At 62.0% G+C, this 16,881-nt stretch carries 14 protein-coding genes; 4 read left to right on the top strand and 10 right to left on the bottom strand.

Features of this window, described 5'->3' with window-relative positions:
• The first annotated feature begins 45 nt into the window (after nt 1–45).
• Nucleotides 46–825 carry a serine O-acetyltransferase gene (gene cysE / locus KAK11_RS06680; protein ID WP_210807493.1) on the top strand — a complete coding sequence of 260 codons (780 nt, stop codon included), beginning with the start codon at nt 46–48 and terminating at the stop codon, nt 823–825.
• Between the two features lie 72 nt (nt 826–897).
• Here the strand turns inward: cysE and KAK11_RS06675 are convergent, their stop codons facing one another.
• From KAK11_RS06675 to yjgA, 3 genes are read right to left on the bottom strand one after another with little or no spacing between them, the layout of a single operon-like run.
• Nucleotides 898–2,562, bottom strand: a complete 1,665-nt coding sequence (locus tag KAK11_RS06675) for a FecR domain-containing protein (RefSeq protein WP_210807491.1) — start codon at nt 2,560–2,562, stop codon at nt 898–900.
• A gap of 5 nt (nt 2,563–2,567) precedes the next feature.
• Nucleotides 2,568–3,170: a molybdopterin adenylyltransferase gene (mog, locus tag KAK11_RS06670; RefSeq protein WP_246498500.1), complete on the bottom strand. Its 603-nt coding sequence runs from the start codon at nt 3,168–3,170 to the stop codon at nt 2,568–2,570.
• Nucleotides 3,157–3,750, bottom strand: a complete 594-nt coding sequence (yjgA, locus tag KAK11_RS06665; RefSeq protein WP_210807487.1) for a ribosome biogenesis factor YjgA — start codon at nt 3,748–3,750, stop codon at nt 3,157–3,159. Before yjgA ends, mog begins: the two co-directional genes overlap by 14 nt.
• A gap of 120 nt (nt 3,751–3,870) precedes the next feature.
• Between yjgA and pmbA the strand changes: the two genes are divergently transcribed.
• Together pmbA and KAK11_RS06655 are read left to right on the top strand one after the other, a co-directional pair.
• Nucleotides 3,871–5,241 (top strand): metalloprotease PmbA, encoded by a 1,371-nt coding sequence (gene pmbA, locus KAK11_RS06660; RefSeq protein WP_210807485.1) that lies wholly within the window; start codon nt 3,871–3,873, stop codon nt 5,239–5,241.
• Nucleotides 5,242–5,453: 212 nt separating this feature from the next.
• Nucleotides 5,454–6,536 carry a TRAP transporter substrate-binding protein gene (locus KAK11_RS06655; RefSeq protein ID WP_210807483.1) on the top strand — a complete coding sequence of 361 codons (1,083 nt, stop codon included), beginning with the start codon at nt 5,454–5,456 and terminating at the stop codon, nt 6,534–6,536.
• Nucleotides 6,537–6,707: 171 nt separating this feature from the next.
• Here the strand turns inward: KAK11_RS06655 and KAK11_RS06650 are convergent, their stop codons facing one another.
• From KAK11_RS06650 to lysA, 5 genes are all read right to left on the bottom strand, one after another.
• Nucleotides 6,708–8,507: a TRAP transporter large permease gene (locus tag KAK11_RS06650; RefSeq protein WP_210807481.1), complete on the bottom strand. Its 1,800-nt coding sequence runs from the start codon at nt 8,505–8,507 to the stop codon at nt 6,708–6,710.
• A 2-nt stretch (nt 8,508–8,509) separates the two neighbouring features.
• Complete coding sequence (locus tag KAK11_RS06645; RefSeq protein ID WP_210807479.1) at nt 8,510–9,115, bottom strand: TRAP transporter small permease subunit; 606 nt, start codon at nt 9,113–9,115, stop codon at nt 8,510–8,512.
• Nucleotides 9,116–9,291: 176 nt separating this feature from the next.
• Entirely contained in the window at nt 9,292–9,642 is a 351-nt protein-coding gene (locus tag KAK11_RS06640; protein ID WP_310737758.1) for a protein tyrosine phosphatase family protein, read from the bottom strand.
• Nucleotides 9,643–9,653: 11 nt separating this feature from the next.
• Entirely contained in the window at nt 9,654–10,100 is a 447-nt protein-coding gene (locus tag KAK11_RS06635; protein WP_210807477.1) for a GatB/YqeY domain-containing protein, read from the bottom strand.
• Between the two features lie 53 nt (nt 10,101–10,153).
• Nucleotides 10,154–11,392, bottom strand: a complete 1,239-nt coding sequence (gene lysA, locus KAK11_RS06630) for a diaminopimelate decarboxylase (RefSeq protein WP_210807475.1) — start codon at nt 11,390–11,392, stop codon at nt 10,154–10,156.
• A gap of 69 nt (nt 11,393–11,461) precedes the next feature.
• On the opposite strand from lysA, the gene KAK11_RS06625 reads away from it, so the two are divergent.
• Nucleotides 11,462–12,361 carry a LysR family transcriptional regulator gene (locus KAK11_RS06625; protein ID WP_210807473.1) on the top strand — a complete coding sequence of 300 codons (900 nt, stop codon included), beginning with the start codon at nt 11,462–11,464 and terminating at the stop codon, nt 12,359–12,361.
• On the opposite strand, the gene KAK11_RS06620 is transcribed toward KAK11_RS06625, so the two are convergent.
• Together KAK11_RS06620 and KAK11_RS06615 are read right to left on the bottom strand one after the other, a co-directional pair.
• Nucleotides 12,358–12,810, bottom strand: a complete 453-nt coding sequence (locus KAK11_RS06620; protein ID WP_210807471.1) for a hypothetical protein — start codon at nt 12,808–12,810, stop codon at nt 12,358–12,360. The genes KAK11_RS06625 and KAK11_RS06620 overlap by 4 nt on opposite strands.
• Entirely contained in the window at nt 12,788–16,705 is a 3,918-nt protein-coding gene (locus tag KAK11_RS06615; RefSeq protein ID WP_210807469.1) for a type VI secretion system Vgr family protein, read from the bottom strand. The genes KAK11_RS06620 and KAK11_RS06615 overlap by 23 nt, the downstream gene beginning before the upstream one ends.
• Nucleotides 16,706–16,881: the final 176 nt, after the last annotated feature.

Below are 16,881 nucleotides of genomic sequence, written 5' to 3'. Positions count from 1 at the left end.
GATTCGGCGGCTGGGCTGTTGTTCAACTCCCATCGGATTCTTCTCATGTTCTCTCGCCTGCGCGAAGACATTGCCTGCATTCTGGAGCGCGACCCGGCGGCACGCTCGACCTGGGAGGTGCTCACCTGTTACCCGGGCCTGCATGCACTGGTTTTGCACCGCTGGGCGAATCGCTTTTGGCGCATGGGCTTCAAGTGGGCCGGTCGCTTTACGTCGCACACCGCCCGTTGGCTGACGGGTATTGAGATCCACCCTGGCGCGACCATAGGTCGGCGTGTGTTCATCGACCATGGCATGGGGGTCGTGATCGGTGAGATGGCGGAGATCGGCGACGGCTGCACCATCTATCAGGGCGTCACGCTGGGCGGCACCTCATTGGTCAAGGGCGCCAAGCGCCACCCGACCTTGGAGGCCGGTGTGATCGTGGGCGCCAACGCTGCGGTGTTGGGTGGCTTCATCGTGGGGGCGGGGGCCCGAGTGGGGTCAGGCGCGGTGGTGACCAAGCCGGTGCCTGCGGGTGCCACGGCGGTGGGCAACCCGGCGCGCATCATCCAAGCGCAGGCGGATGCTGCACGCGAAGAAGCCGCAGCGCGCATGGGCTTCTCGGCCTATGGTGTGACTGCGGGCGATGACCCGGTGGCGCAAGCCATGAAAGGCTTGATCGACAACGCCTCCACCCATGAGCACCAGATTGCGCTGCTGTGGCAGGCCATCGAAAAGCTCTCGGGCACCACCCGCGAACTGCCCAGCGGCGACTGCGTGCCCCAAGAGGCCCGAACCACCGAGCAGTTTGATGCTGAGGGCCTCAACCGTTTGGTGAAGTAAGCCCTGAACGAGAAAGAGGCCCTGGTGAGGGCCTCTTTTGCGGTGTGGCCGCCTGTTTGCTTGCTGCGGCGCTCAGAGCGCCAGCACAAAGGGCAGGAAGTACCAGAGGAAGGTCCAGTCGCGAGGGATCTCGATCTTCAGGGTGCTGCTCCATGGCGTGATGTAGCCATCTGGCTCTACCGAGCGGTAGCGGAAGTAATAAGCGCCGGGCAAGCCGGGGTTGTCAATGGCCCATTCGGATTGAGCCAACTCCGCTCGCGCGACCACGTCGGTGAAGTCTGGATTGCGGGAGAGTTCGACCTGCTGCCGGTCTTCGGCGCGGGCGCTCCAGCTCAGCTTCATCTGCTTGCCATCACCGCTCAAACCGCCCTCGGGGCTGGCGGGCAGGGGCTTGATCTCAAACTTCCGTGCATCTCCCCAAGGGCCGCGGTCACCATTCGGGCGCACGCTGGCCATGCGCCAATGGTAGATGCCGGTCTCTTCAAACTTGAGCTTGGTGTTGGCCCCGACGATGCCTTTGACATCCTTGACCACCGTCTGAAAGCTCGCATCTTTGGCCACCTGCAAGCCGTAGGACCCCGCTTCGGTGTTTTCGGCCCAGACCAACTGAACCTCACCCACTGGCCGCTTTGCGTTCTGCTCAGGTGCCATCGCGGCAGGCGGCTCAGGGCGCGCGTGCAGCACGAACTTGCTCTTGGCGTCACGACCTTCAAGGCCGTTGGCGTCGATGCGGCGAGCCCGGACGTACCAGGTGCCATCCTCCAATCCGGCGATTCGGACATCACCGCCAGGAGCGATGCGCTGGTCACGGACGATGCGTTCGAACTGAGGATCTTCCGCCACCTGCAGGCGCAGCGACAGCGACTCACCCTGCACCGTAAACCGCACCATGGGCCGCTCAAACGGCGCATTCAAGGCAGGCAGCTTGGGCGCGTCAGCCAGGGCCGCCACGGCGGGCTCTTTGGCGCCCGTGGGCATCACGGCACCAAATCCTTCATTGAGGGCGGCGCCCGGCTTGCCGGTGGCCGTGATGTCCGCTTGCACCTTGCCCTCCAGCACCTCCGTGCGCGAGGTGCCTACGCCCTGGCTGTCGTGGTGAACCCGGTACTCTGTGCCGCGCACGCCGATCACCGCGGTGGGCGTGGTGACCTCCAAGGGCTTGGCGCGGGGCACTTTGGTGGCGGCCATGTCCACCGAGCCGCGCACCAAGCGCATGGTGCTGGCGAACAGGCCTTCGCTCTCGCCGACAGGCTCAGCGCTGCGATTGGCCTTGAGTTGGTAGCGGCGGTTTTGACCCAGCACGGTTTCGGTGCCGGGCATGACCTTGACCCGAGAGCCATCTCCCAGTTGCAGAATGGCTGTGCTGGCCTCTGCGGTGGTGATGGTTTGTCCGGGGTTCACCGTTGCACCCGCTGGCGCGGCTTTGCCGTCAACGCGAACATCACCGGAGGCGGCGACCAGCGTTGCCGGGACATCCACAGAACGCAGCAATCGTGCGGGGATCCGCAGCCGCTGCCCAGGCACGATGTGATTGGGGTTGGGCAGGCGGTTGGTGCGGGCGACCTCGGGCCACGCCGACGGATCCACCAGCAAATTCTTGCCCAACCAAATGAGAGTGTCGCGCTGCTCTACGGTGTACTCCAGCGTGGCCTCTGCCGCCGCCGCAGGAGCCTGCGCCAGGGTGGCGGATGCTGCTGCCAACAGCAGGCCAGCACAAGAGATGGGCAAAAGACGCATGCGAATCAACTCCGAGCAGGGCGCTGGGCAGACTTGGGGCGGAAGGCAGCGCAGACGCTGGTGTCCGTTTCCAAGTAGGGGCCACCCAAAAGATCAAGGCAATAAGGCACCGCCGCAAAGATGCCCGGCGCCGGAGGGTTGGCTTGCGGCAAGCCCTCTAGCGTCTCGGCAATCGACTTCGGCTGCCCTGGAAGGTTAATGATCAAAGCCTTGCCGCGGATGACCGCCACCTGCCTAGAAAGGATGGCCGTAGGCACAAATTTAAGGCTGATAGCGCGCATTTGTTCACCAAAACCCGGCATTTCCTTGTCTGCAACGGCCAGGGTGGCCTCGGGCGTCACGTCGCGCAGTGCGGGGCCGGTGCCGCCGGTGGTCAGCACCAAATCGCACTGTTCGGCGTCGACCAAGTCGCGCAGAGCAGCGCTGATGCCGGCCTGTTCATCGGGGATCAAGCGCGTGACCCAGGTGATGGGGTTCAGCAGCGCCCGCCCCAGCCAAGCCTGGAGTGCGGGAATTCCCTTGTCTTCATAGACGCCGCTGGAGGCCCGGTCACTGACAGAGACCAAGCCGATGCGCACCGGCTCAATGGGAAGGTTAGAGGTACTCATCTTCGTCTGTGTCCGCGTCGGGTTCTGCGTCGCTGTCGGCATTGGCGGCTTTGGCACTGTTAAGGGCCGCCTTCACCCACTGAAACAGCTCTCGATAAGCCTTGCCGTGCCGGGGCATGCCGGCTTCGGTCAATTGCTGGGCATCTTTGCGGGCTGAGCGCAGCAGGCTGCGCAGGTGTTGCACATCGGTGCTCGGGTGTGCCTGCAACCAAATCGTTAGCGCATTGTCGTCGCTCATCAATCGGTCACGCCAATGCTCGGCCTCATGCAAGGCCAGGGTTTCCTTGGCGCTGCCAAGCTTGTAGGCGGCCACGGCTTCGCGCAGGGGCGCGGGATCCGTCTGGCGCATCAGCTTGCCGATGAACTGCAGTTGGCGGCGGCGGCCTTCATGCGAGCGGGTGCGCTCATATTCTTTGAGGGCGTCCCGAAGGCTCTCCGGGATGTCCAGCGCTTTGATGCGGCTGGCCGGCAACTCCGTCAATTCTTGGCCCAGCACCTGCAGGGCTTGCATCTGGCGCTTGAGTTCAGACTTGCTCGGTGGCTCGTCAAAGGGTTCGAAATCGTCTGGCTCTTGGCGCATGAAGGGTGTCTGTGGCGTAGGGATGTCGTCGGCTCGCTATGATTGTCCCGCAAATGCTGGGCCACGCTGTTGCGCGCACGCCCGATTTCCCTAGTTCAGACCCTCTCTCAAGAGCAATCGATGACCACGTCTTCCGCCCACGGCTTCTCCCACACTTCTGAGCAGTTTCAACAGATCGTCGACGATGTGCTCGCGATGGCGCGTGCGGTTGGGGCCAGCGACGCAGGCGCTGAGGTGTCTGAAGGGTGTGGCTTGAGCGTGTCGGTCCGCAAGGGCGAGCTGGAGAATGTAGAACGCAATCGCGACAAATCGGTTGGGGTGTCTGTCTACTTGGGTCAGCGCCGTGGCAACGCCAGCACCTCTGACTTCTCGCAGGCGGCCTTGAAGCAAACGGTGCAAGCCGCTTACGACATTGCCCGCTTCACCGCTGAAGACCCCGCTGCTGGCTTGCCAGATGCCGAAGAGCTGGCCACGCCAGAGCAGACCCGCCGCGACCTGGATTTGTTCTTTCCGTGGGACGTAGACGCCCAGGCGGCTGCGCAGTTAGCGCGCCGGGCCGAAGACGCTGCCCTGAGCCTGGATAAGCGCATCACCAACTCCGAAGGCGCCTCAGTCTCTGCCCAGCAGTCGCATTTTTGGTCGGGTAACAGCCGAGGGTTCAGGGGCGGCTATGCGAGCTCGCGGCATTCGCTGTCGGTGTCGCCCATTGCGGGCAAGGGCCGGGACATGCAGCGCGACTATTGGTACACCTCAGAGCGCTGCGCCTTGGACATGGCGGCGCCAGAGATTGTCGGCCGTTATGCCGCTGAGCGTGCGATGGCGCGGCTCAAGTCGCGCAAGATTGACACCTGCGAGGTGCCGGTTTTGTTTGAGTCCACTGTCGCAGCTGGCCTGCTCGGGGCCTATGTGCAGGCCACCAGCGGCGGCTCGCTCTATCGCAAGGCCACTTTTTTGCATGACTGCTTGGGCAAGCAAGTGCTGGCCGCACACCTGGACATCGACGAAAACCCGCACATTGCGCGCGCCAAAGGCAGCGCACCGTTTGACGATGAGGGCGTGCCCACACGCGCACGCCGTGTGGTCGACGCCGGGGTGACCCAGGGGTATTTCCTATCGTGCTATTCCGCCCGCAAGCTGGGCATGAAGACCACTGGGCACGCCGGGGGCTCACAAAACCTGCGCCTGACCAGTCGGCTGACCCAGCCTGGCGACCACCTTGAGGAGATGCTGCGCAAGCTGCACCGGGGTTTATTTGTGACCGAGCTGATGGGCCAGGGTGTCAATTACGTGACCGGTGATTACTCTCGGGGTGCGGCGGGCTTCTGGGTCGAGAACGGCCGCATTGCCTTCCCAGTGCACGAGGTCACCATCGCCTCCCAGTTGGACCAGATGTTCAAGCAGATTGTGGCCGTGGGCGCGGATGCCTATGCGTTTGGTGCCAAGACCGTGGGTTCGGTGTTGATCGAGCGCATGAAAGTCGCAGGCAGCTGAGCCCGAGTGACGAAGCGTGCGGGTTGCCCCCATCAGGATGAACCCGAATTTCAGGGGAATGCAAGCTGGCCGAAGGCATGCTGTCTGCCGGCCCGAATGCTGGGCCGTTGCACAGGTGCGCACGGGTAAGCCCGAGGCGCTGGAGGGCAACGGCTCCCTAGAATAATTCGGGTGTCAGTTGTTCATTGATCCTCTTTGACAGGAGACTCTTGATGGAACGTCGTTCCTTTGTTCGTAGTGCCGGTATTGCCGGTGTGTTGGCTGCGGGTGCTGCACCCGCCATCGTGCAAGCGCAAGCCAACATCCGTTGGCGTTTGGCGTCCAGCTTCCCCAAGGCACTGGACACCATTTACGGCGCGGCTGACGTGTTCTCCAAGCAGGTTGCTGCGATGAGCGGCGGCAAGTTCCAGATCTCGGTGCATGCCGGTGGCGAACTGATGCCTCCCTTCGGCGTGGTCGACGGCGTCCAAAACGGTACGGTCGAAATGGCCCACACCGCGCCCTACTATTTCTTCGGCAAGGATGAAACCTTCGCCCTGGGTTGCGCCATCCCCTTCGGCCTGAACAGCCGTCAGATGACCGCTTGGTACTACGAAGGCAACGGCGAAAAGCTGATGCGCGAGTTCTACGCCAAGTACAACATCGTGAACTTCCCCGGCGGCAACACCGGTGCTCAGATGGGCGGCTGGTACCGCAAGCCCATCGGCTCCATGGCCGACATGAAGGGCTTGAAGATGCGCATTGGCGGCTTTGCCGGCAAGGTGCTGGAGCGTCTGGGTGGCGTGCCACAAAACATCCCTGGCGGCGAGATCTATCAAGCACTCGAAAAGGGCACCATTGACGCCGCTGAGTGGGTCGGCCCTTATGACGACCAGAAGCTGGGCTTCAACAAGGTAGCGCCTCACTATGCCTACCCTGGCTGGTGGGAAGGCGGCCCGCAGCTGGACTTCTTCATCAACCAAAAAGCCTATGACGGCCTGAGCGCTGAATACAAGGCCATCGTGACCGCGGCGGCTGCCTATGCCCACGTGGACATGCAAGCCAAGTACGACGGCCGCAACCCGGCTGCGCTGCGCTCGCTGGTGTCCAGCGGCACCAAGCTGTTCCGCTTCCCCAAGGACGTGATGGAAGCGGCGTTCAAGGAGTCGATGGCGGTTTACAGCGAAATCTCGGCCAAGAACCCGAACTGGAAGAAGGTCTACGACGACTACTCCAAGTTCCGCGCCGAGCAGAACCTGTGGTTCCGCTTCGCCGAAGCGGGCTTCGACGACTTCATGCAGCAGCAAAAGCTGTAAGGCCAATCCCACAGCCACAAACCCCGCCTCGGCGGGGTTTTTTTTGGCCTGCTGTCCAGGCCCGGCCCATCTTGGTGAACTGAGGCCCCGAAGCCTCAGACACAAAAAAAGCGCCCCTCGAAGGGGGCGCTCAGGTGCAGACGTATCACCAGGGGCCGTGGCCCCGTGTTGTCACTTCTTGGCGTCTTGCTTGATGGCGTCCATCATGGCTTTGACGTCGTCGTTAACGGCCCCACTGGCGCCACCCTCAGAGGGCGTGGTCTCCGGGAAGGCGGGCGGTGCTGAAGGCTCGCTGTTGCTCGGCTGGTTGAGCTGCTCAAAGGCGGCATCGGCATCCACCTTGACACCCTCTACCAAGTTACCCGAAACCAAGCCGGGGTAGGCGATGACCACGGCCACCATGATCAACTGCAGCACGATGAAGGCGATGGAGCCCTTGTAGATCTGCGGTGTGGTGACGGCCGGGATGGTTTCGCCAGTGATGCGATCTTTGTAGTCGCTCTTCGGGGCCACGCTGCGCAGATAGAACAGCGCGAAGCCAAAGGGCGGCGTCAAGAACGAGGTTTGCAGGTTCATTGCAATGATCACGCCAAACCAGATCATCACCGCGTCCACTGGCACGCCGGGCAGCAGAGTGGGCAAGAGCTTTTCTGCCACCGGCATCAGGATCGGAATCACGATGAAGGCGATCTCGAAGAAGTCGATGAAGCAGCCCAAGATGAAGATCAGGATGTTCACCACGATCAAGAAGCCCAAGGCGCCACCGGGCATGTCGGCAAACAAGTGCTCGACCCAGAAGTGACCGTCGGCCGCATTGAAGGTGAAGCTGAACACCGTGGAGCCGATCAAGATGAACAACACAAAGGTGGCCAAGCGGGCGGTGCTGTCCAGCGCTTGAGTCAGCAGCTTGAAGCTGATCTGGCCGCGCGAGCCGGCCATGATCAAGGCGCCCAGTGCGCCCATGGCGCCGCCTTCGGTGGGGGTGGCCACACCCAAGAAGATGGTGCCCAAGACCAAGAAGATCAGCACCAAGGGCGGGATCAACACAAAGGTGACGCGCTCGGCCAGCTTGGACAGCAGGCCCATCTTCAGCACCCGGTTGATCAAGGCCAAGCCCAGGGCCAAGAAGGAAGACACCGTCATGGACATGATCACGATTTCATCGCCGGCGGCTGGCGTGGTGCGGCCAATCCAAGGGCTGATGATGTGGTCATGCACTTGGGCCCAGCTCCAGCCTGCCGCAGCGCAGATTGCAAGCAGGACCAGCAAGGACTTATGGCCGCTGGCGCCGTTGTCTTCTTTGTAAATGCGGGCCTCGGCCGGCAAGGCCGGCACCCAAGAGGGCTTGAAGATGGCCACAGCCACCACGAAGGACAGGTACAAGCCCACCAACAGCAGGCCCGGCACCAGGGCGCCGGCATACATGTCGCCCACCGAGCGACCCATTTGGTCGGCCAAGACGATCAACACCAGCGAGGGCGGAATGGCCTGCGCCAAGGTGCCCGAGGCGGTGATGGTGCCCGTCGCGATGGTGCGGTTGTAGCCGTAGCGCAGCATGATGGGCAAGGAGATCAGGCCCATGGAGATCACGGCTGCCGCAACCACCCCGGTGGTGGCCGCCAAGAGCGCGCCCACCAGGATCACGGCAATCGCCAAGCCGCCGCGGACGGGGCCAAAGACCTGGCCCACGGTCTCCAATAAATCCTCCGCCATCCCGCTGCGCTCCAGCAAGATGCCCATGAAGGTGAAGAAGGGAATGGCCAGCAGCGTGTCGTTCTGCATGATGCCAAACACGCGCAGCGGCAGGGCCTGGAACAGGGTGGAGCCGAACATGCCGACTTCCATGCCAATGAAACCAAACAGCAGGCCTGTGGCGGCCAGTCCGAAGGCGACCGGGATGCCCGTCAGCAAAAAGACCAGCAGGCCGCCAAACATCAGCGGCACAAAGTTTTGGGTGATGAATTCGGTCATGCTCAGCGAGCCCCCTCAAGCTTTTTGGCGGCAGCAGCGGCCAGTTCTTCAGCCAGCTTTTCTTCGTCGGACTTGGTGTGTGGGTCGACACTGAAGGCCGAGGCCCGGTGCCCCCCCAGGTAGGCAAAGCGCTTGATCAGCTCGGAGGCGCATTGCAGCAGCAGCAGGCCAAAGCCAGCAGGGATCAGCAGCAGCACCGGCCAGCGGATCAAGCCACCCGCGTTCTGGCTCATCTCGCCGGATGCCCAAGCGGCTGAGAACAGCGGCCAGGAGAGGTAGATCATGATGATCGACAGCGGGATGGTGAAGACGATCATGCCCACCGCGTCGATGATGGCGTTGGTGCGGTCAGACAGCCGGGCTGAGATGAAGTCGATGCGAACGTGCGCATTGCGCAAGAACACAAAACCCACGCCCAACATGAACACGCCGGCGAACAAATACCACTGGATCTCCAAAAAGGCATTGGAGCCAATATTGAAGGCTTTGCGGATGATGGCGTTGCCGGCGCTGATGAGCACAGCGGCCAGTACCAGCCAGCGAATGAATTTGCCGACCGTCTCGTTCAAGGCGTCGATCAGCGCTGAAAACCTGAGCAGGGCTGCCAAGGGAGTCTCCTAGGAAATCACAACATCGGGGCTCCTCTTGGGAAGCCCCGCTTGCGCCAAGCTGCTGCCGCCCTTGAAAGAACGGCGTGGCTCAGCGTTCCTGGATTGTCAAACCTGGGCCCTGAAACGCCCCTGAAAAATGTTCAGTCAGCGCCCTGGGGATTCCCCGGGGGTGCTCAGGCGCCCGTGGCGGCCATGTAGAGGCGCGTCGAGCGAGCGCCAGAGCGGCAGAAGCACAGCAAGGGGCGCGGCACTTGGGCCAGCAATTGACCAAACGCAGCGATCTCTTCGGGCGATTGGTAGGCCCCCTCAACAGGGAGGTATTGGTAGTTCAAGCCCGCTGCCGTGGCAGCCGCCTGCACCGCAGTGTTCAAGGGCTGCTCCGGGCCGCCTTCGCCGTCAGGCCGGTTGTTGATGACGGCAGCAAAGCCCAGGCGGGCCACTTCGGCCATGTCGGTGGGCTCCAACTGAGGGGCCACGTAGACATCGGGGGCGATTTCGCGGATGGGGAGGTGAGTGTTCATCATGTCTGTGGTCCTTACTTCGCCAGCGCAGCCTTCACAGCCGCAGAGATCAGGCCCATTTCGGCCTTGCCGGCCAGCTTGGCCTTGGCGGCCCCCATCACCTTGCCCATGTCGCCAGGGCCAGCGGCACCCAGCTCTGCGACGATGGCGGCCACTTCGGTGGCGATCTCATCGGCCGACAGGCGCGCTGGCAAGTAGGCCTGCAGCACGGTGATTTCGGCGGCTTCTTTATCGGCCAGGTCTTGGCGATTGGCTTGGGTGTAGGCGGCCACGGAGTCTTTGCGCTGCTTGATGAGCTTGTCGACCAGGCCTACCACCATCGCGTCGTCTAACACCACGCGCTCGTCCACTTCTTTTTGCTTGCAAGCGGCCAAGAGCAGACGGATGGTCGAGAGGCGGTCCACCTCTTTGGCGCGCATAGCGGCCTTCATGTCTTCGGTGATGCGGTCTTTGAGGCTCATGGCCACTCCTGCGGTGTGATCAGTTGGGCGCTATTGTCGCAGCCTCGCAGGGGCTACACCGCCTCTAGGGCCAGCAGTTCAGCCACGGTTTGCCGGCGGCGGATCAAGCGGTGCTGCTCGCCATCGACCAGCACCTCCGCAATCAGCGGGCGGCTGTTGTAGTTGCTGGACATGGAGGCGCCGTAGGCGCCCGCATCATGGATCACCAGCAGGTCGCCCACCTGAGCTTGGGGCAGGGCGCGGCTCAACACCACCCCGCCTTCACCCTGGGTGAACACGTCCCCGGATTCGCACAGCGGCCCGGCCACCACACTTTGGCGAATGGCGCGAGGCTGGCCATCGGCGGCCAGCAGGCTCATGCCGTGGTAGGCACCATACATGGAGGGCCGCATCAGGTCAGAAAAGCCCGCATCGACCATCACAAAGTGGTTGTGGCCGACGTCTTTGGAGGCCCGCACTTCGGTGAGCAACACGCCACTCTCGGCCACCAGATAACGGCCGGGTTCCAACTCAAGCTGCACAGGGTGGCCCAGGTGGCTGGCCACCTCGCGCCGCGCCGCGTCCCAAAGGCTGAAGTAGTGCTGGGTGTCGATGCGCGCTTCGCCGTCGCGGTAGGGGATGGACAGGCCGCCACCAGCGGAGATGGCCTCTAGTGGCACGCCGGCGCGCTTCACCAGGTCGACCATCGCTGCGCAGACTTGCTGCAAATGGCTGTAGTCCACACCTGAGCCGATGTGCATGTGCAGGCCCACCAACTGCAAGCCATGCTGCTGCACCGCCGCCAGCGCCGCGCCCAGGTCGGTGTGCCATATGCCGTGCTTGCTGTGCTCACCGCCGGTGTTGGTTTTGTTGCTGTGGCCATGGCCAAAGCCGGGGTTGATACGCAGCCACACCTTGTGCCCCGGTGAGCGCGCGCCCAATTGATGCAGCATATCGACGGAGCCCGCATTGACCGGCACCTGGTGCTGCACCACGGACTCCAGCGTGGCGGCGTCCAGCAAGTCGGCCGTGAACACAATGCCGCTGGCGCCTTGGGCGTTCGGGGCGGCTGTGTAGCCGGCAGCCAAAGCACGCTCGATCTCGCCCCGCGAGACAGCATCCACCACCACGCCTTGCTCGCGCATCAGGCGCAGCAGGTGGGTGTTGGAATTGGCCTTTTGCGCAAAGCGAATGGTGTCGAACGACTTTAAGTCGGCAATGCGCTGGCGGATGGTGGCGGCGTCATACACCCACAAGGGGGTGCCGTAGCTGTGGCCCAGTGAGCGCAGCAGGTCGTCTGAGAAGGGATTCATGCTGCCATCTTGCCGACCTTCAGCTATGCTGTGAAATTCCGATTTATGGCTTAGTCATTCATTATTGATATGAAACTCACCCATCGCCAAATCGAGCTGTTTCGGGCTGTGATGGTGGCCGGCCATGTCACCCGCGCCGCAGAGGCGCTCCACACCTCCCAGCCTACGGTGAGCCGAGAACTCGCCCGGCTGGAGCAGGTCTTGGGCTTTGCACTGTTTGAGCGCATCAAGGGCCGCTTGCACCCCACGCCGCGCGCCATGGCCTTGCTGGCCGAGGTCGAGCAGTCTTTTGTGGGCCTGGAGCGCATTGCCGAGGCGGCCGTGGCCTTGCGTGACTTTGCCCAGGGCAGGCTGCAAGTGGCCTGCCTGCCGGCCTTGGCCCAAGCCCTAGTTCCCGAAGCTTTGGCCCGCTTCGCAGCGCAATGGCCACAAGCCAGCGTCAGCCTGAGTGCGCTGGAATCCCCTGCGCTGGAGCGCGCCCTGACCGAGCAGGCCTTTGATGTGGGCCTCTCAGAGCGCCCCGAGGCGTCACCCGGCTGCGAGCGCTTGCCCCTGCTGGCCGCCAACGAGGTGTGTGTGTTGCCACCGGGGCATGCGCTGGCGGCCAAGGCCGTGCTGCAGCCTCAGGACTTTGCCAACCAGCCTTTCATCAGCCTGGCCCCTAGCGACCCCTACCGCCAACAAATTGACGCTGCCTTTGCACAGGCCGGCGACCAGCGTCAAATGCGCCTAGAAACGCCCAGCGCGGCCTCAGTGTGCGCCTTGGTGCAGGCAGGTGTGGGTGTAGGTTTGGTGAACCCCCTGACCGCCCAATCCTGGCAGGCCCAGGGCCTGATCATCAGGCCGTTCAGCGTGCCAATTGCCTTTGAGGTGGGCGTGGTGCTGCCGCAATGGCGGGCGGAGCATCCGCTGAGAGCGGATTTCTTGCGGGTGTTGAGGGAGGCGGTTGAGGAGATGCGGGGCGATTAGCGGCAGGCGGCGTCGAAGGACAAATTCGGGCCGCGAGTTCCGGTGCACTCATTCACTTGGAACGACTGTATTGGGCAGGCAAGTTGAATCTGGTTTGTTGATTTAATATTGGTAATTCTATAGATTGGAGAGTTATTAAAGAAAATCACATACGAGTCAGTGACTTTAAATCGATGAACTGGTTCCTCATCCCGGATCAAGGCTAGACCACGACCTCGGCCATACGCCGCAACTGGTTCAGTGATGATTGCCTTATACTTAATTATTTTCTTTTCCTCTAAGGTGTTTGAGGGTATGATTTCCACATGAACGTTCTTGGGTTGGGGTTCTGTCCAATTTTGGATTTGAATGTAGGATTCTATAAATTCACAAGCAGCAGATGCTTGTGCTAATGGGGCTCCTAGTGCAACGAGTGCCAAAATATTTTTAAATTGCAGCAATGTAGCCATAATATGTGCTCTTCCATGATTTGGCGGAGATGCCGTTTTTTCTGAAGTTATTCATGCTCTCAGATAGATACTTGGAGTCTGTATTGTCTAAATACTTTTCACTTGTATTTGGGTTTGTGCCATACGAGTAAGCGGAGAAGCTCACTGTCACGGTCTCGCTTGAAACTGTGGTGAATTTTCCGTCCCTGTCAAACATTTTCAGGTTTCCTTCGTAGACAATCCAATGTGATCTGGAGATGTCTCCGATAGAGTATTTTGTGCCGCCGTTCAGCATATTGGCATCAATCATCAGCATGACCTTCTTACCTGACTGATACAGCTTATCGATCTCCAAGAGTGATGCGATATCAGAGTCTGAAAAGGCATCGTAGATCTGCCCAAAGACGGACTTCTTCACCACCACCCCCAGCATGGACGTGTCGACGGATTCAACCTGCTCAAACCCGCCGATGGCTTGGGTGAGTTCAGCCATCAGCCCAGGCCAGTTCACCGACTTAAACTGATCCGTACCTCCGGTCCCTAAGCCATCAAAGGCCAGGAGAGATTCGCTGCTGCGGCTGACGGCCAGCACTATCCAATCGACCTCAGACATCTTCAATTCAGTAAATCGCTGTTCGGTCGGTTTGAGTTCATACATGGTATCTTCTGCCGCGAAATGAGGCTTGACCATGTAGTCTCCAAGCTTCAACTGACCTTTACGATGCAGTTCGGTAGCGAGCTTCTGGTAGGGGCCAGGCTTGTTTTGGGCCATAAGGTAAAACAACGCTGCCATGCCACATAAGGATGACTGGCCTTGATCTATGCGCCAGGGTTCAGCCACCCGCTGGGCGGCCTGGGTTTTGACGCGTTGGCCGTCAAACCAACGGAATCTGCAGTGCACAGGTACGGACAGGCTGGCGCCAGACCCTTGGGATTGGATATAGGCCTGAACGGTGATGTCTGTGCCGCACAGCTCGAGCTCTTCCAAGGTCAAGGTGGCTGAAAGACCGGAGGGCTTCAAGCGGAGGTCGAACCTTGTGCCTTCAGGGCTGTGGCCGAAGGCTTTCCATTGAATGCTGGAGGGGCTGACGGGCGCTTTGCTTTCAAAGTCTTTGACCTTGAACTCATAAGTCTTGCCGTAAACCATGGCTTTGCGCAGCGTGGCTCCGGTGCCGTCGTTGGCGGAGCCTTCGTCGAGCTCAGTCGTTATCTCGAGTGCCGCGACCTCATTTACGGCGGCCATGGTCTCTGCAGGGGCACTCTCTGGCAGGCTCACACTCGCGGCGCTGGCACTTGCCCCAGCCATCATCGCCTGCGCCGCCCCCTTGGCCGCCCAGGTCCCCGGCGTCACAAAGGTGATGTCCCCACCGTCCAAGATGATGCCGGAGTCGGCGCCGATCAGCTCGATCTTGCTCTGCGCATTGATGTGGATCTCGCCGTTGACGCTGAGGATGGTCACGTCTTTGTCGGCCAGGATCTGCAGCTCATCGGTGTGGGCGCGCAAAGAAACCGGGCCGTTGGCTGCATGCGCCGTGATGCCGCCGGCATGGGTGTAGAGGCTCAAGGTTTGGCCGGCCACGGTGGCATGGGTGTGGGCGGCTGTTTCGTGCTGGTCGCCCTGAGCAACGCGGGCCAGGTCTTGGCCCGCATAGCTGGCAATGCTGGCATCACTGAGCCAAGCTTGGCTGCTGGGGGTGTCGAGCAGGATGGTGGGCGTTGACGGAGCCTCGACGGGCTCGGTCAAGTCTCGGCCTTGGGCTTTCTGCGCCTCTTGGCCGTTGATGGTCGCCGTGATTTTGCCGTCTTGCTCCGGGTCCAAGGTTTTGATCAGCGCCGGGATGCTCTCGGCGTGGGCGGTGAGCGCCTGGGCTTGGCCGGTTTGCGCGGCTTGGGTGAGGCGCTGGGCCAAGTCTTGCGCGCCCTTGAGCTGAGCCACGGCCTCGGTGGCATCCATTTGCGTGCTTTGGGCGCTGCCGTAGCTGCCGGGCCGGGCGGTGGTGCTGATCAGCAAGCCCTTGGAAGAGCGAAGGCTGGCCCAAGCCCGGGTGGCCGCTTCAAAGCCGCTGCCGCGCCAGGCGCCGCGCTGGGCTGTGTGCGCGGCTTGTTGGATCAAATGCCCCAGGCCCACCTCGGCGGCGCTGTAGCTGCACAGCAGGCGCATGCGCACTTGGGCCGTGGCGTCATCCAGCACCCATTGGTTAAAGCCCGATTGATCGAGGCTGTGGCTATGGAGGCCGCTGAGCGTACCGGGGTGGTTGACGCCTGAATCGAAACCGGCGGAGAAGGGCGGTCGGTCTTGCCCGTTGTAGAGCGCGGCGGTGATGACGGGGCGGTCGATGTCGCCCTCGATGAACTCGACCAGCACCTCGGTGCCGATGCGTGGGGTGAAGACTGCGCCCCAGTTCGCGCCGGCTTGGGGGCTCATCACGCGCACCCAAGTGCCGGAGTGCTCATTGCCCGGTGCGTTGCCTTGGCTATCAGGCGATTGGCCATCATGAGCGAGGCCACCAGCGAGGGCCTTGTTGCCCCGTTGCCAGGGGAACTGAACTTTGACGCGGTGGTCGCGATCGGTCGTGATTGCTTCGCCGTCCAAACCCACGACCAGGGCGGTTTGCGCGCCGGGTGCGGTGGGCTTGCGGGCAAAGCGAGGGATGACGGGCGCTGCTGCAGGCGCCGCGTGGAACTGGTTGCGATAGCCTCCCCGCTCGATGGTGCTCAAGCCCAGCAAGGCGGCGGCTTCAGAGCCCAGGTTGTTGGCGGCGTGGTGCTCCACGGCGAGGATCGTGAAGCGGTTGTCCTCGCGTCCGCCCAGGATCGCAGCGGGCGCGTCCAGCACCGCTTTGATCGCACCACTCAGGCCTTCGGTGAGGCCCGCGCCATAGAGCGGGTGGTCGATCAGGCTGAACTGTCGGCCCGCCTCAAAGTGGCGGGTGCTGCCCTGGCCTTCAAAGGTCTTGGTCTGCAACTCCAGCGCGCCCAGAGCCAGCTCGGTGGCGCGTTGGGCGTGGGCGGCGTTTTCATAGCGATAGGCACCGCTGCCGTCATAGACCTCCAGCGTGGGCACATCGCCTTGCTCCAGCGCTGTCGCCAGGGTGGCGCTGCTGCCCACCAGTTCGCGGTAGTTCCAACTGCCCAGGGCCACGGCATTGGGCTGCAGGCGGCGCTGGGTCTTGAAGGCGGTGATGGCGTCCTTCTGGCCCTGGATGAAGGCCGTGGGGTGCTGGGCAGCAAAGCGGGTGGTGCCCAGATCGGGGCGGGGAGCTGCGCGGTCGGTGATCACCAAGGTGTGCAATGCGCTGCTGGCGCCTACTAACACAGCGCCATCAGCAGCATGCTCGAAGTGGTAGCTGAGTCCCTCTTCGGCCAGCAGGCGTTGCACGAACTCTAGATCGCTCTCGCGATACTGCGTGCACAAAGAGCGGCGGCGCAGCGGCTCGCTCAGCTCAAAGCGAAACTGCGCTTCGGGGTAGTCGGCAAAGATGTCTTCGATGATCTCGCGGGCCGTGAGGTCCTGAAACACAAAGGCATCTCGGCGCTGGGCCAAGCTGCTCAACCAAGGCTTGAGCACCAAGCGGTAGCGTGCCAGCGCGCCGTCAGAACCCAACTGTGCGGCTTCAAACACATAGCCATGCCAGGGTTTGTAGCTGCCGTCAGGCTGCAGCAGGCCCACAGAGACTTGTTCGCCCACCAGATGCTTGAGTTCAAAGTGAGCGGACGTGGACAAGCAATCGATGAGCAGCTCGAAGGGCTGGCTCACGGCCTCGCGCATCACCATGCGCTCCGGGATCAGGGCCAGCGTGGGCAGCGCGGTGTGGACTTGCAGCAGGCGACCGCGCTGGTCGAGCAAGGCTTGAAAGTCAAACCGTGAACTGATTCCGCCCGGTAAGAACGACGGAATGAGTGACGAGAATGACATGGCGCTCCCCAGCGATATTGAGTGAATGGTTTGCGGTGATTATGCCGCTCCATCCCTGGGGGAGTAGGGCGCTCCTTTGGGGGGAGGCTGTGCTGCAGTGTGAAGTTGTGACGCACTCCACTGGCCCGCCACCTGACAGGCACAAAAAAACCCGCTGCGGCGTCCCGAGCGGGTTT

This window comes from Ideonella paludis, assembly GCF_018069865.1.
GTDB lineage: Bacteria > Pseudomonadota > Gammaproteobacteria > Burkholderiales > Burkholderiaceae_C > Ideonella > Ideonella paludis.
Note: the sequence above shows the minus strand (reverse complement) of the source record. Positions and strands in the feature narration are given on the sequence as shown.